The organism is Pseudomonas sp. NPDC086278 (genome assembly GCF_050280905.1).
Lineage (GTDB): Bacteria > Pseudomonadota > Gammaproteobacteria > Pseudomonadales > Pseudomonadaceae > Aquipseudomonas.
The window spans coordinates 1-13731 of the sequence record NZ_JBNNWE010000127.1 but is presented as its reverse complement, the minus strand read 5'-3'; the positions used below and the strand labels follow the sequence as shown (position 1 = coordinate 13731).

The 13731-nt window shown below is 60.3% G+C and carries 11 protein-coding genes; all 11 read left to right on the top strand.

All coding sequences use genetic code 11. The annotated features are described in order from the left end of the window. Positions 1-497: 497 nt before the first annotated feature. Positions 498-3437: a bifunctional [glutamate--ammonia ligase]-adenylyl-L-tyrosine phosphorylase/[glutamate--ammonia-ligase] adenylyltransferase gene (gene glnE, locus ACQKP4_RS26310; RefSeq protein WP_427636874.1), complete on the top strand. Its 2940-nt coding sequence runs from the start codon at positions 498-500 to the stop codon at positions 3435-3437. Between the two features lie 194 nt (positions 3438-3631). Continuing rightward, on the top strand, positions 3632-4666 hold the full coding sequence (waaF, locus tag ACQKP4_RS26305) for a lipopolysaccharide heptosyltransferase II (RefSeq protein ID WP_427636873.1): 1035 nt from the start codon (positions 3632-3634) through the stop codon (positions 4664-4666). A gap of 1 nt (position 4667) precedes the next feature. After that, entirely contained in the window at positions 4668-5729 is a 1062-nt protein-coding gene (gene waaC / locus ACQKP4_RS26300) for a lipopolysaccharide heptosyltransferase I (RefSeq protein ID WP_427636872.1), read from the top strand. Beyond that, positions 5729-6850 carry a glycosyltransferase family 4 protein gene (locus ACQKP4_RS26295; RefSeq protein WP_427636871.1) on the top strand — a complete coding sequence of 374 codons (1122 nt, stop codon included), beginning with the start codon at positions 5729-5731 and terminating at the stop codon, positions 6848-6850. Before waaC ends, ACQKP4_RS26295 begins: the two co-directional genes overlap by 1 nt. Then, the gene (gene rfaP / locus ACQKP4_RS26290; RefSeq protein WP_427636870.1) at positions 6850-7656 is read left to right on the top strand and encodes a lipopolysaccharide core heptose(I) kinase RfaP; all 807 of its coding nucleotides are present in this window, start codon (positions 6850-6852) and stop codon (positions 7654-7656) included. Before ACQKP4_RS26295 ends, rfaP begins: the two co-directional genes overlap by 1 nt. Further along, on the top strand, positions 7656-8390 hold the full coding sequence (locus ACQKP4_RS26285; RefSeq protein ID WP_427636868.1) for a lipopolysaccharide kinase InaA family protein: 735 nt from the start codon (positions 7656-7658) through the stop codon (positions 8388-8390). Before rfaP ends, ACQKP4_RS26285 begins: the two co-directional genes overlap by 1 nt. Continuing rightward, on the top strand, positions 8387-9139 hold the full coding sequence (locus ACQKP4_RS26280) for a lipopolysaccharide kinase InaA family protein (protein WP_427636866.1): 753 nt from the start codon (positions 8387-8389) through the stop codon (positions 9137-9139). Before ACQKP4_RS26285 ends, ACQKP4_RS26280 begins: the two co-directional genes overlap by 4 nt. Then, the gene (locus ACQKP4_RS26275) at positions 9139-10590 is read left to right on the top strand and encodes a lipopolysaccharide kinase InaA family protein (protein WP_427636864.1); all 1452 of its coding nucleotides are present in this window, start codon (positions 9139-9141) and stop codon (positions 10588-10590) included. The genes ACQKP4_RS26280 and ACQKP4_RS26275 overlap by 1 nt, the downstream gene beginning before the upstream one ends. 152 nt (positions 10591-10742) lie before the next feature. After that, positions 10743-11078, top strand: a complete 336-nt coding sequence (locus tag ACQKP4_RS26270) for a YceK/YidQ family lipoprotein (protein ID WP_427636862.1) — start codon at positions 10743-10745, stop codon at positions 11076-11078. A gap of 5 nt (positions 11079-11083) precedes the next feature. Then, positions 11084-11929, top strand: coding sequence for a DUF3800 domain-containing protein (locus ACQKP4_RS26265; RefSeq protein ID WP_427636861.1), 846 nt, complete (start codon positions 11084-11086; stop codon positions 11927-11929). Positions 11930-12174: 245 nt separating this feature from the next. Next, a partial coding sequence (locus tag ACQKP4_RS26260; protein ID WP_427636860.1) for a carbamoyltransferase family protein occupies positions 12175-13731 on the top strand: 1557 nt, incomplete at its 3' end.

Sequence of the window (13731 nt, the reverse complement as noted above, 5' to 3'; positions counted from 1 at the left end):
GCCGCTGAATTGCTGCTGGCGTTGCAGCAGGGCGGCGTACTCTTCGCGCAGGTCGGCCCAGTCTGGGTGGGCGTCCAGCCATTCCTGGGTTTCGACGGGATCGAGGTCTTGCATGGCTTGCTCCAGGGCGGAAAGGCTTCCAGAATCGGTTGCCTGAGTTTGCGACTGGCCTTGTGGGCAGACGATATAAATTCTTGGATTGCCGAGAGGTTGTTCCGGCGGCGTGTAGTTTTACTACAAATCAACGGGCATTTCAGCCTTTCGAATGTATAGACGAGTAGTAAAACTACAGATGAATGGCTTGTGGCCTCCGGCTGCGTTGTGAGAATAATCGTTAAGGTTGGTCTTATGCCAACCAGAAAAGGTGAAAGCTTGATGCTGGCTGCCAAAATAAAAGAAATTTCAGCTATTTCTAACCTTTGTTCGACAGTCCGTCAGGTAGTGCTTATTCGAAATTCACTACATGCAGCCCCATCCACGCCGATCAAGGATAGACCATGAGCCTCCCTTCGCTTGCCGAACTGCCCGGCATTCTCCTGCCGTTTGTCACCCGCGCCGAGCAGGCGTTCCGCGCCGCCGTTGCCGCCCTTGAAGAGGACCATGGTTTATCGACCTGGACCGCCGAACGCTGGGCGCAATTCGCCCGTGTCTCGGCGTCCAGCGACTTTGTGACTGAACAAAGTGTGCGCGACCCTTTAATGCTGTTGGCGCTGGTGCAATCCGGCGAACTCGACCGCAGCTTCCAGCCTGGCGAGATGTGCGCGCAGATCGCGGCAGCGGTGAATGCGGCAGAGACCGAAGACCAGCTCGGGCGCGCCCTGCGCCGCCAGCGCACCCGTCAGCAAGTGCGCATCATCTGGCGTGACCTCAATCGCCAGGCCGATCTGGTCCAGACCTGTCGCGACCTCTCGGACATGGCCGATGCGAGCATCGATCAGGCTTATCAGTGGTTGTACTCACGGCATTGCCAGCAATTCGGCGTGCCCACCGGCCGGCGCAGCGGCGAGCCGCAGCAGATGGTCATCCTTGGCATGGGCAAGCTCGGCGCGGTGGAGCTGAACCTGTCGTCGGACATCGACCTGATCTTTGCCTACCCCGAGGGCGGCGAGACCGTCGGCGTCAAGCGCTCGCTGGATAATCAGGAGTTTTTCATCCGTCTCGGCCAGCGTTTGATCAAGGCGCTGGACCCGATGACCGTCGACGGTTTTGTGTTCCGCGTCGACATGCGTCTGCGCCCGTACGGTTCGGCCGGTGCCTTGGTGCTGAGCTTCAACGCGCTGGAGCAGTATTACCAGGACCAGGGCCGTGACTGGGAACGCTACGCGATGATCAAATCGCGGGTGGTGGCCGGCGACCAAGTGGCCGGCGCGCAACTGCAAGAAATGCTGCGCCCGTTCGTTTACCGGCGTTACCTGGATTTCTCGGCGATTGAAGCGCTGCGCACCATGAAGCAACTGATCCAGCAGGAAGTGCGGCGCAAGGGCATGGCCGACAACATCAAGCTCGGCTCCGGCGGCATTCGCGAGGTCGAGTTCATCGCCCAGGCATTCCAGTTGATCCACGGCGGTCGTGACCTGAGCCTGCAACAACGTCCGCTATTAAAAGTACTGAGCACGCTGGAAGGTCAGGGCTACCTGCCGCCGGCGGTGATCAGCGAGTTGCGCGAAGGTTACGAATTCCTGCGTTACACCGAACATGCGATCCAGGCGATTGCCGACCGTCAGACCCAAATGTTGCCGGACGGCGCGCAGGATCAGGCGCGCATTGCCTTTATGTTGGGCTTCGCCGATTGGGACGCTTTCCATGAGCAACTGATGTATTGGCGTGACCGCGTGGCGTGGCACTTCGGCCAGGTGATTGCCGATCCTGATGAAGAGCAAGGCACCGAAAGCGCAGTGGTGGTCGGCGGCGAATGGCTACCGCTGTGGGAAGAGGCGCAGGACGACGAGGCCGCTTGCCGTCAATTGGAGGAGGGCGGTTTCAGCGATGCGACCAAGGCCCTGAAAGCCTTGGCCGGTTTGCGCAGCAGCCCGCAATTGCGCGCGATGCAGCGTTTGGGCCGTGAGCGGCTGGATGCCTTTATCCCGCGCTTGCTGGCGCAGGCCGTTGAACACGCCAATCCGGATCTCGTGCTGGAACGTGTGCTGCCGCTGGTTGAGGCGGTGGCGCGGCGTTCCGCGTATCTGGTGTTGCTCACCGAAAACCCCGGCGCGCTGCGACGTTTGCTGACCCTGTGCGCGGCGAGCCCGTGGATCGCCGAGCAGATCACCCGTTTTCCGCTGCTGCTTGACGAGTTGCTCAACGAAGGCCGGTTGTTCAAGCCGCCGCTGGCGCCGGAACTGGCGGCCGAATTGCGCGAGCGCCTGACGCGAATCCCCGAGGACGACCTTGAGCAACAGATGGAAGCGCTGCGCCATTTCAAACTGGCGCACCGGTTGCGCGTCGCCGCGTCGGAAATCGCCGGCAGCCTGCCGTTGATGAAAGTCAGCGATTACCTGACCTGGCTCGCCGAAGCGATCCTCGAACAAGTGCTGGCCCTGGCCTGGCGCCAGACAGTGGCCAAGTACGGCACGCCGCTGCGCACCGATGGCACCTTGTGCGATCCCGGCTTCATCATTGTCGGTTATGGGAAAGTCGGCGGCCTGGAACTGGGGCATGGTTCCGACCTGGATCTGGTGTTCATCCACGACGGCGATCCGCAAGCGGAAACCGATGGTCCGAAACCTATCGATGGGGCGCAATTTTTCACCCGCTTGGGGCAGCGGATCATTCATTTGCTCACGGCGCAGACCAACTCCGGTCAGTTGTATGAAGTGGACATGCGCCTGCGACCGTCCGGTGCGTCGGGTTTGTTGGTGAGTTCGCTGGGGGCGTTTGCCCGCTATCAGGAAAACGAAGCCTGGACCTGGGAACATCAGGCGTTGGTGCGGGCGCGGGTGCTGGTCGGCAGTCAGGGCGTCGGCCAGGCATTCGAGAAAGTCCGCGCGGCGATACTGGGCAAGGCGCGGGACTTGGGCACGTTGCGCCAGGAGGTCAGCGAGATGCGCGCCAAGATGCGCGATAACCTTGGCAGCAAGAGCACGGCGGCCGGCACCGGGGCAAATGCCTTCGAGGCCACGGCACCGTTCGATCTCAAGCAGGACGCCGGAGGTATCGTCGATATTGAATTTATGGTGCAATACGCGGCCCTGGCGTGGTCCGAAACACACCCGCCGTTGCTGCGCTGGACCGATAACATCCGGATTCTGGAAGAGCTGGAACACGAAGGGCTGATGCCCGCCGAAGATGCCAGCCTGTTGCGCGAGGCCTATAAAGCCTACCGCTCCGCCGCTCACCGGCAGGCCTTGCAGAAGGACGCCGGGGTGATACCGGGCGACCAGTTTGCGGACGAACGACGGCAGGTAATGCGGATCTGGCGCGAACTGGGGCTAAGCTGAACCGCGCTTGTGGCGGTAACAAGATTCAAATGTGGGAGCGGGCTTGCTCGCGATAGCGCAGTGTCAGGCGACATCTTTATGGGATGCGGCGGCCCCTTCGCGAGCAAGCCCGCTCCCACAGTAGATCTGCAGTGTTTTGTAGAATTCTCGAGGCGGGGAGGCGTATGCCTCCCCGGTTCGTTTTTGGAAACCACATGAAAATTCTGATCGTTGGGCCCAGTTGGGTCGGTGACATGGTGATGGCGCAGACACTGTTTCAGTGCCTCAAGCAGCGCCACCCGCAATGCGAAATCGACGTCCTGGCCCCTGAGTGGAGCCGGCCGATTCTGGAGCGCATGCCCGAAGTCCGGCAGGCCTTGAGCTTTCCGCTCGGCCACGGTGCCCTGGAGCTGGCGACTCGTCGGCGGATCGGCAAATCCCTGGCCGGCCAGTACGACCAGGCGATCCTGCTGCCCAATTCACTGAAGTCGGCGCTGGTGCCGTTCTTCGCCGGCATTCCGAAACGCACCGGCTGGCGTGGCGAGTTCCGTTACGTGCTGCTGAACGACGTGCGCACGCTGGATAAAGAACGTTACCCGCTGATGATCGAGCGCTTCATGGCCCTGGCGTACGAGCCCGGCGCTGAACTGCCCAAACCCTATCCACGCCCCACCTTGCAAATCGACCCGGTCAGCCGCGAGGCCGCGCTGGCCAAGTTCGGCCTGACCCTCGACCGTCCGGTCCTGGCGCTGTGCCCCGGCGCCGAGTTCGGTATCTCCAAGCGTTGGCCGTCCGAGCATTACGCCAAGGTCGCTGAAGCGAAGATTCGCGAAGGCTGGCAGGTCTGGCTGTTCGGTTCGAAAAACGATCACGCCGTCGGCGAAGAAATCCGCGCGCGGCTGATTCCCGGCCTGCGTGAAGAATCGGTGAACCTGAGTGGCGACACCTCGCTGGCCGAAGCCATCGATCTGTTGTCCTGCGCCGATTCGGTGGTGTCCAACGACTCCGGCCTGATGCACGTGGCCGCCGCGCTGAACCGCCCATTGGTGGCCGTTTACGGCTCGACCTCACCGGGTTTCACCCCGCCATTGGCCGAACACGTCGAGATCGTGCGCCTGGGCCTCGAATGCAGCCCTTGCTTCGACCGCACTTGCCGTTTCGGTCATTACAACTGCCTGCGTCAGCTCATGCCGCAAGCGGTGAACGAAGCCTTGCAGCGGTTGCAAGGCACTGCGGTCGAGGTCCAATAGTTTGCGGGTTCTGCTGATCAAGACTTCTTCGCTGGGCGACGTGATTCACGCGTTGCCAGCGCTGACCGACGCGGCGCGGGCGATCCCCGGCATCAAATTCGACTGGGTAGTGGAAGAAGGTTTCGCCGAGATTCCGACCTGGCACCCGGCCGTGGGCAAGGTGATTCCGGTGGCGATCCGTCGCTGGCGCAAAAACATCTGGCAGACCATCAAGAGTGGCGAGTGGAAACGCTTCAAACAAAGCGTTCGCGCCACCAAATACGATCTGGTGATCGACGCCCAGGGCCTGCTGAAAAGCGCCTGGCTGACCCGTTACGTCAACGCGCCGGTCGCCGGTCTGGACAAAAATTCCGCCCGTGAGCCCATCGCCGCACGTTTTTACTCGCGTCGCCTCGCGGTGGGCCGTGGGCAACATGCGGTGGAGCGAGTGCGTCAGTTGTTCGCGTTGGCGTTGGGCTACGACTTGCCCAAAGGTCTGGGCGATTACGGTCTGAACGTCGAACGGCTGGTGGAACTGCCGCGCAAGAATCCTTACGTGTTGTTCCTGCACGGCACCACGTGGGACACCAAGCATTGGCCGGAAGCCTATTGGCGCGAGCTGGCCGAGCGTGTCGGTTATCTCGGTGTCGCGGTGAAACTGCCGTGGGGCAACCCGATCGAGAAGGCTCGCGCCGAGCGCATCGCCAGCGGTTTTCGGCATGTCGAAGTGCTGCCCAAGCTGAACCTGGCGGGTGTCGGCAAAGTGTTGGCCAGTGCCCAGGCCTGCGTGGCCGTAGACACGGGCCTCGGCCATTTGGCCGCCGCGTTCGACGTCCCGACCCTGTCGCTGTTCGGCCCGACCAATCCGGGCCTGACCGGCGCCTACGGTAAGGCGCAGATTCACATGGCCAGCGACTTCCCCTGCGCACCGTGCCTGCAAAAGCAATGCACGTATCAACCGACGGCCGATGACGCCCGCCGGTTTGACCTGAAACGCGAGTGGCCACTGTGCTTCACGCGGTTGAATCCCGAGCGTGTCGCGACCCGACTGAGCACGTTGTTATTGGCTGAGGAGCTGCGCTGATGCAATTGGCATTCGTCTTGTACAAATACTTTCCGTTCGGCGGCTTGCAGCGCGACTTCATGCGCATCGCCCTCGAATGCCAGCAACGCGGCCATCAAATCCGTGTCTACACGCTGATCTGGGAGGGCGAGGTGCCGCCCGGTTTTGAAGTGCTGGTGGCGCCCGTCAAAGCCTTCTTCAACCATCGTCGAAACGAAAAGCTCAGCGAGTGGATGGAAGCGGACCTGGCCAAACGTCCGGTGGACCGCTTGATCGGCTTCAACAAGATGCCGGGCCTCGACGTTTATTACGCCGCCGACGGATGTTTTGAAGACAAGGCGCAGAACCTGCGCCATTCGTTGTACCGGCGCTGGGGCCGTTACCGGCATTTCGCCGAGTACGAGCGCGCGGTGTTCGCCAAGGACGCCAAGACCGAAGTGCTGATGATTTCCGAAGTGCAGCAGCCGCTGTTCATCAAGCATTACGACACGCCGCTGGAACGCTTCCATTTGCTGCCGCCGGGCATCTCCCAGGACCGCCGCGCGCCGCCCAATGCGGCCGAGATCCGCGCTGAGTTCCGTCGCGAATTCAACCTCAAGGACGACGAGCTGCTGCTGGTGCAGATCGGCTCCGGGTTCAAGACCAAGGGCGTCGATCGCAGCCTCAAGGCGCTGGCCGCATTGCCCGCTGATCTGAAGAAACGCACCCGGCTCTTTGTAATTGGCCAGGACGACCCCAAATTGTTCCAGATGCAGAGCGCGACCCTCGGGCTCGGCGACAACGTGACGTTCCTCAAGGGCCGCAGCGATATTCCGCGTTTCCTGCTCGGCGCTGATGTGCTGATCCACCCGGCGTACAACGAAAACACCGGCACCGTATTGCTCGAAGCCCTGGTCGCCGGGTTGCCGGTGTTGGTCAGCGCGGTGTGTGGTTATGCCCATTACATCGCCGAGGCCGACGCCGGGCTGGTGCTGGACGAACCCTTCGATCAGGCGCAGCTCACGCATTACCTGACCCGGATGTTGAACGACGCTCAAGCACGGGCGGCCTGGAGCCGCAACGGTCTGGCTTTCGCCGAGACGGCCGACCTCTACAGCATGCCGCAGCACGCGGCCGATGTGATTCTGGCGGAGCACGCTTAATGAAGTTGATGCTGGCTGAACCGTTCAAGAGCCTTTGGGCCGGGCGCGATGCGTTCACCGAAGTCGAAGGCTTGCAGGGCGAGGTTTACCGCGAGCTGGAAGCGCGCCGTACGTTGCGCACTGAAGTGAACGGCAAGGGTTTCTTCGTGAAAATCCACCGTGGCATCGGCTGGGGCGAGATCTTCAAAAACCTGCTGACGGCCAAGCTGCCGGTACTCGGCGCGGGTCAGGAATGGAAGGCCATTCAGCGCCTGCAAGAGGTCGGTGTGCCGACCATGACCGCCGTCGCTTATGGCGAGAAGGGCAGTAACCCGGCGGATCAGCACTCGTTCATCGTCACCGAAGAGCTGGCGCCGACCGTCAGCCTTGAAGACTTCAGCATCGACTGGATCAAGAACCCGCCCGAGCCAGTGCTCAAGCGCGCGTTGATCGCCGAAGTCGCGCGCATGACCGGCATGATGCACCGCGCCGGGGTCAACCACCGCGACTGCTATATCTGTCACTTCCTGCTGCACACCGACAAACCGGTGACGGCCGACGATTTCAAACTGTCGGTGATCGACCTGCACCGCGCCCAGACCCGCCCGGCGATTACCCAGCGCTGGCGCAACAAGGATCTGGCGGCGCTGTACTTTTCGGCGCTGGACATCGGCCTGACCCAACGCGACAAACTGCGCTTTCTGAAGGGCTATTTCCAGCAGCCGCTGCGCCAGATTCTGGCGCAAGAAGCGGCGTTGCTTGCCTGGCTCGAAGGCAAGGCCAACAAACTTTACGACCGTAAACAGCGATACGGGGATGCGCTCTGATGCCGGGTTGGAAACTGGAACCTGCTTACAGCGATCTGGCGGACGATTTTGGCAGCCTCGAAGCGGTGTTCGCGCTTCAGGGCGAGCGCCTGACCCGCGATCCGTTGTCCGAGGTCATTCGCGTTCAGCGCAATGGCGTCAACTATTACGTCAAACGCTACGTCGGTGCCGGCAAAGGCTTGCGTCGCTACCTGGGCAAGCCTCGGGTGAAGGCTGAGTGGCAGAACCTCAAGCGCTTCGCCAAGTGGGGCATTCCCACCGCCGAAGTGATTGCCTGGGGCCTGGAACGACGCGGCGCGGCGTACGATCGCGGTGCGATGATCACCCGCGAATTGCCGAACACCGAAGACTTGTCGGCCCTCGCGGACCGGCGTGATCCGAGGCTGGCGGATCGCGCCTGGGTCGATGCCGTCAGTCGGCAGCTGGCCGGTTACACCCGGACCATGCACGACAATCGCTTCACCCATAACGATTTGAAGTGGCGCAACCTGCTGATCGACAGTGACGACCGACTGTTCCTGATCGATTGCCCCAACGGTGATTTCTGGCACGGTTTCTGGCTCAAATACCGCATTACCAAAGACTTGGCGTGCCTGGACAAGGTGGCCAAATATCACCTGTCGGCCACCCAGCGCCTGCGCTTTTACCTGCAATACCGCCAGCGTGACCGACTGGATGCCGCCGACAAGAAACGGATCCGGCACGTGGTGAGATTCTTCGAGGGACGCGAATGACTGATTTCCTGGCCGCTGAGGACCGTGCGCTCCTGGAGCGTCACGGTCTCGGCACGTTCGACGCACTCTGGGCCAAGCAGCTCGACGCGGTGGATGAACCCAATACCGTCGGCGATGGCTGGAGCAGCGTGTTTCGGCTGGATCTGGAAGGTCATGGCTACTACCTCAAGCGCCAGAGCAACTACCTGACCCGCACCTTGCACGCGCCGTTTGGCGAGCCGAGTTTCGCCCGCGAATTTCGCAACATCAGCCGTTATCAAAAGCTGGGCATTCCAGCGCTGCAAGCGGCTTTTTTTGGTGAGCGCAAAGTCAACGGTGAAGTTCGCGCGGTGCTGCTGACCCGCGCGCTGGACGGTTGGGATGACCTGGATTCGCTGTTGCAGCGCTGGTCGGACCTGAGCGAAGCGCAGCACTTGGCCATTTTGAAAGCGTGTGGCCTCTTGGCGCGGCGTCTGCACGGGGTGCGTCAGGTTCACGGCTGCTTCTACCCCAAGCACATTTTTCTGCAGGCGACGGGCGATGCTTACCAGGCGCAATTGATCGACCTGGAAAAAACCCGACCGTTGCTGTTCGGTCAGCGGGATCGGGTCAAGGACCTGGAGCCGTTGCTGCGCCGCGCCCCCGAATGGACCGAAGCGCAATTGCGCGAATTGTTGGCGGCGTATGTCGATCAGCCACAAAGCAGTTCGCTGGTGGACAGTTGGGTGTCGCGTCTGACCGCCCGGCGCAGTCGCAAGGAGACGCGCTGATGCGCTTGGCCGAATTGAAAGATGCCGGTCGTGCCCCGAGCCTGCCGATGAGTATTGCCCTGGCCGATGCCGCCGGGCCCGCCGAATTGCAGTTGCTGAGTTTGCTGCGAGTGCTGCCGGGCCAGCGTTACGTGGGGGCTGGTGTGTGGCGCGGTCGGCCGGTGCTGGCCAAATTGCTGGTCGGCAGTAAAGCGGCGCGACATTTTCAGCGTGAACTTGACGGCGTGCGCTTGCTCGCCGATCAGGGCCTGACCACGCCGCAACTGTTGGCCGACGGCTTGAAAGAAGGCGAGGGCGGCTGGTTGCTGTTCGAGTTCATCGAAGGGGCCGAAAGCCTCGGCGATACCTGGAAGCAGGTCGAACACTTGCCGGTGCTGGCCGACATGCAAGGGGCCGTGCTGGCCGAAGCGCTGGGCGCTATCGGCCAGATGCATCGCAAAGGGCTGTGGCAGGAGGACCTGCACCTGGACAACCTGTTGCGTCAACGCGGTCGGTTGTACCTGATCGATGGCGGCGGTGTCTGTGCTGAAACCCCCGGCCAGCCGCTGTCACGGCAGAAAGTCCTGGAAAACCTCGGGGTATTTTTCGCCCAGTTGCCCAAATCCCTGGAACCGTTTACCGAAGAGCTGCTGGTGTATTACCTGTTGAGCAACGGCGAGCACGCGTTGCCGATGGAAGCGTTGCAGAAGCAGATCGATAAAGTTCGTCGCTGGCGCTTGAAGGACTATCTGACCAAGGTCGGCCGTGAATGCACGTTATTCAGCGTTCAGCGCGGGGCATTCGCCTTGCGGGCGATTCGGCGAGAAGAAGAAGCCGCGATGTTGCCGGTACTGGAACAGGCCGATGCGCTGCTCGATCGAGGCCATTTGTATAAGACTGGCGGCGCCGCGAGCGTAGGAAAAGTCGAGGCTGGCGGTCGGACGCTGGTGATCAAACGCTACAACATCAAAGGCTTTGCGCACTGGCTCAAACGCTTCTGGCGTCCGAGTCGTGCCTGGCATTCGTGGCGCGAAGGCAATCGCCTGGCGTTCCTCGGCATCGCCACGCCCAAGCCGCTGGCGTTGCTGGAAAAGCGTTTTTTCTGGTTGCGCAGCCGGGCCTATCTGGTGACCGAATACCTGCCGGGGCCGGACATCATCGAGCGCTTTGCGCCCTATGTTGAGAGTGGCGCGGCACCGGAAGCGGAATTGCTGGCGCTGGATCACCTGTTTGCCGAACTGATCCGCGAGCGGATCAGTCATGGTGATTTCAAGGGCCACAACCTGTTCTGGCAACAGGATCGCTGGGCCCTGATCGACCTCGATTCGATGTGCCAGCACGGCTCGGCGGGCAGCTTTGCCCCAGCGTATGCGCGGGATCGGGCGCGGTTCATGCGTAACTGGCCGGAGAGTAGTGCGCTGTATCAAGTCATTGATCAACGCTTGCCCAAAGACATTCCCGGCGCTACCTGAATCCCTTCGTCGGATCGCCGAAAAGGCCGGCACATTCACTGGCGATTTAGGGACAAGTTCTTGCGAACTGTCCTACATGATCTGCTGACCGCATGAACTGTGCCCTGAATAGCCGCGATGCTAGTTTGCCTGACGTTCACGGAGGGCAAAATTTGACCATCAAAATGGCTGTTGCGATCAGTACTGTTTCACTCGCGCTTTCCGGCTGCGGTACAGCAATCACCGTGCTGCAAGACGATGAAGACGCGGCCCGCGGCCTCAGAAAACAGAAAACCTACTGTCAGTCCATCCCACGCATCTACAGCGGCCTGGCCTACGACTTCTGCGTCTTGAATGCCCCGCCCGACCCCACCGGTTTCCTCGTACCCTTCGTCCTGCTGGATATCACCCTGTCGGGCGTCCTCGACACAGTTGCCTTGCCGTACACGATTTATCGCCAGGCCAATGATGGCAATCTCGGCATTTACTGGCGGGCAGGCCGTGGGTAACTCACTTGCACTACCAACAGTTTTTTCTGTTTGAAAACCAAAGCGAATCTGAAGCTGATGTTGACGCGAGAAAGCTGTTACCACCCAGCGGGAGGTACAGCGACTTCATCATTTATGTCGACGAGAGCGGCGATCATGGAATGCAAACATTAGATCCAAACTATCCAATGTTTGTGCTGGCGTTTTGCGTGTTTCATAAAAGGCACTATTGCGAGAAGGTTATTCCAGCCCTTCAGAAATTTAAATTCAACCACATGGGACACGACTTGATCGGTCTACATGAGTTGGACATTCGAAAAGAGAAGGGCGCGTTCTCTAGTCTGTTCAGATCCCGTCAACACAAACATGCTTTCCTCGATGAGTTGACGAGCATCATTGAGGCCAGCAATTTTATCCTGATCAGCTGTGTTATCGACAAAGTGGCTCTTCGTGAAAAAACGGGGCCTGCTCACAATCCGTATCACGTCGCTCTCGAGTTCTGTCTGGAAACGCTCTATGAGTTTTTGCAGGAAAAAAATCAACAACGTGCGTTTACCCATGTCATTTTCGAGCGTCGAGGGAAAAGGGAGGATAACGAACTTGAGCTGGAGTTTAGGCGGATGTGCGATGGCGCGAACCGATTGGGCATTCAGCTGCCGTTCGATATCGTTTTTGCAACCAAGCAAGTTAATTCCACGGGATTACAGCTAGCGGATCTTGTTGCAAGACCCATCGGTATAAGCGTTTTGCGGCCAGGGCAACAAAATCGTGCCTTTGACGTGCTCAAGCGTAAGTTCTATTGCAGTGGGGGACGTAACAACGTGGGCGAGGGTTTCGAAAACTGGGGTTTGAAGATATTCCCTGCCTCATAAAGCGAAAAACCCCGGTGAAACTCACCGAGGTCATAGCGCCGACCGGGATCCCCCAGTCCATTTGCGCCGGAGTCTATGTCGAGGCTCCTTGTCTGTCAACGCGTCAGCTTGCGACTCCCCGCTAGAGGTTTGCCAGCGCTTTTAAGCTATAATCCCGCCCTTTAGCTGTCTCTCGCCGCTTGCGAGGGCACATTAATTTTTGAGGCGCTTGTCGCCTGCATGCAGACTAAAGAGGCTAGACCCCTGTGGCATTGACGATTCTTGGCCTGTCCGGCGCCCTTAGCCATGATCCTTCCGCAGCCTTGTACATCGACGGCAAGCTGGTCGCGGCGGCGGAGGAAGAGCGCTTCGTACGCGATAAACATGCAAAGAACCGCATGCCTTACGAATCGGCGAAGTTCTGCCTCGAACAGGCGGGCATCAAGCCGTCCGACGTCGACGTAGTGGCAATTCCGTTCGCCCCGATCAGCCTGTTCGGCAAAGCGCGCTGGCACTACGCCAAGCGTTACTGGTACGCCCCGGACCGCGCCCTTGACGCGATCCTGATGGGCAACCGCCGTTACAAGCGCTATCGCAACAAGATTGTCTGGTGCCTTGAGCAACTGGGTTTCGATCCGAAAAAAATCAAAATCGAGCCGGTCGAGCACCACTTGGCCCACGCCTCCAGCGCATACCACTGCTCCGGTTTCAAAGAGAAAACCGCGATCCTCGGCATCGACGGCAAGGGCGAGTACGCCACGACCTTCTTCGGTTATGGCGAGAACGGCAAGATTCACAAGATCAAGGAATTCTTCGATCCGGACTCCCTCGGCGGCCTGTACGGTGCGATCACCGAGTTCCTCGGTTTCGAGATGCTCGACGGCGAGTTCAAGGTGATGGGCATGGCGCCTTACGGCGATGCCAGCAAATACGATTTCTCGCGTCTGGCGTCGTTCGAGAACGGCGAATTGGTGATCAACACCGATTACGCCAACGTCATCGGCCTGCGTCGCTATAAAGAGAAGGGCAAAGGTTTCTACTTCTCGCCGAAGCTGATCGAGTGGCTGGGGCCCAAGCGCGAAGGCGACATCGCCGACGAGCCGTACATCCACTACGCCGCGAGCATGCAAGCGCTGTTCGAAAAGATCTCGCTGCAGATGATCGACCACTACCTGGGCGATGTGCTCAAGGAAACCGGCAAGCTGGCGTTCGCCGGTGGCTGTGCGTTGAACGTCAAGCTGAACCAGAAAATCATCGCCCGCGATGACGTCAAGGAGTTGTTCGTGCAGCCTGCGTCCGGCGATGCCGGCACGGCGGTCGGCGCGGCGGCTTATGTGTCTCACGCCCGTGGCGTGCCGGTCGAGAAGATGGAACACGTCTACCTCGGCCCGTCGTACACCAACGAAGACGTGCTGGCCGCGTGTGCCCGTCACCCGAGCAAGCCTGTCTGGCGCAAGCTCGAAAACATGCCGGAGAACATTGCCAAGATCATGGTCGACGGCAACCCGGTCGCCTGGTTCCAGGGGCGCATGGAGTTTGGCCCGCGCGCGTTGGGCGGTCGTTCGATCATCGGTTGCCCGAGCGCGACCGGCGTCGCGGACCGCATCAACCACCAGATCAAGTTCCGCGAGCGCTGGAGGCCTTTCTGCCCGTCGATGCTCGACACCGTGGCCCCACAGATGATCAAGATCGATCACCCGGCGCCGTTCATGACTTTCACCTTCGAAGTGGCTGAAGAGTGGAAGACCCGCGTGCCGGAAGCCAAAACCCAGCGCGACACTGCCGGCGATGAAGAGCGCGGGGTTGTTACTTGCCAAATCAGC

Excerpts from the sequence above, each read along its gene's own strand:
- ACQKP4_RS26280 (WP_427636866.1), top strand. The coding sequence starts at position 8,387 with ATGACTGATTTCCTGGCCGCTGAGGACCGTGCGCTCCTGGAGCGTCAC.
- waaF (WP_427636873.1), top strand. The coding sequence starts at position 3,632 with ATGAAAATTCTGATCGTTGGGCCCAGTTGGGTCGGTGACATGGTGATG.
- ACQKP4_RS26285 (WP_427636868.1), top strand. The coding sequence starts at position 7,656 with ATGCCGGGTTGGAAACTGGAACCTGCTTACAGCGATCTGGCGGACGAT.
- ACQKP4_RS26275 (WP_427636864.1), top strand. The coding sequence starts at position 9,139 with ATGCGCTTGGCCGAATTGAAAGATGCCGGTCGTGCCCCGAGCCTGCCG.
- ACQKP4_RS26295 (WP_427636871.1), top strand. The coding sequence starts at position 5,729 with ATGCAATTGGCATTCGTCTTGTACAAATACTTTCCGTTCGGCGGCTTG.
- glnE (WP_427636874.1), top strand. The coding sequence starts at position 498 with ATGAGCCTCCCTTCGCTTGCCGAACTGCCCGGCATTCTCCTGCCGTTT.
- rfaP (WP_427636870.1), top strand. The coding sequence starts at position 6,850 with ATGAAGTTGATGCTGGCTGAACCGTTCAAGAGCCTTTGGGCCGGGCGC.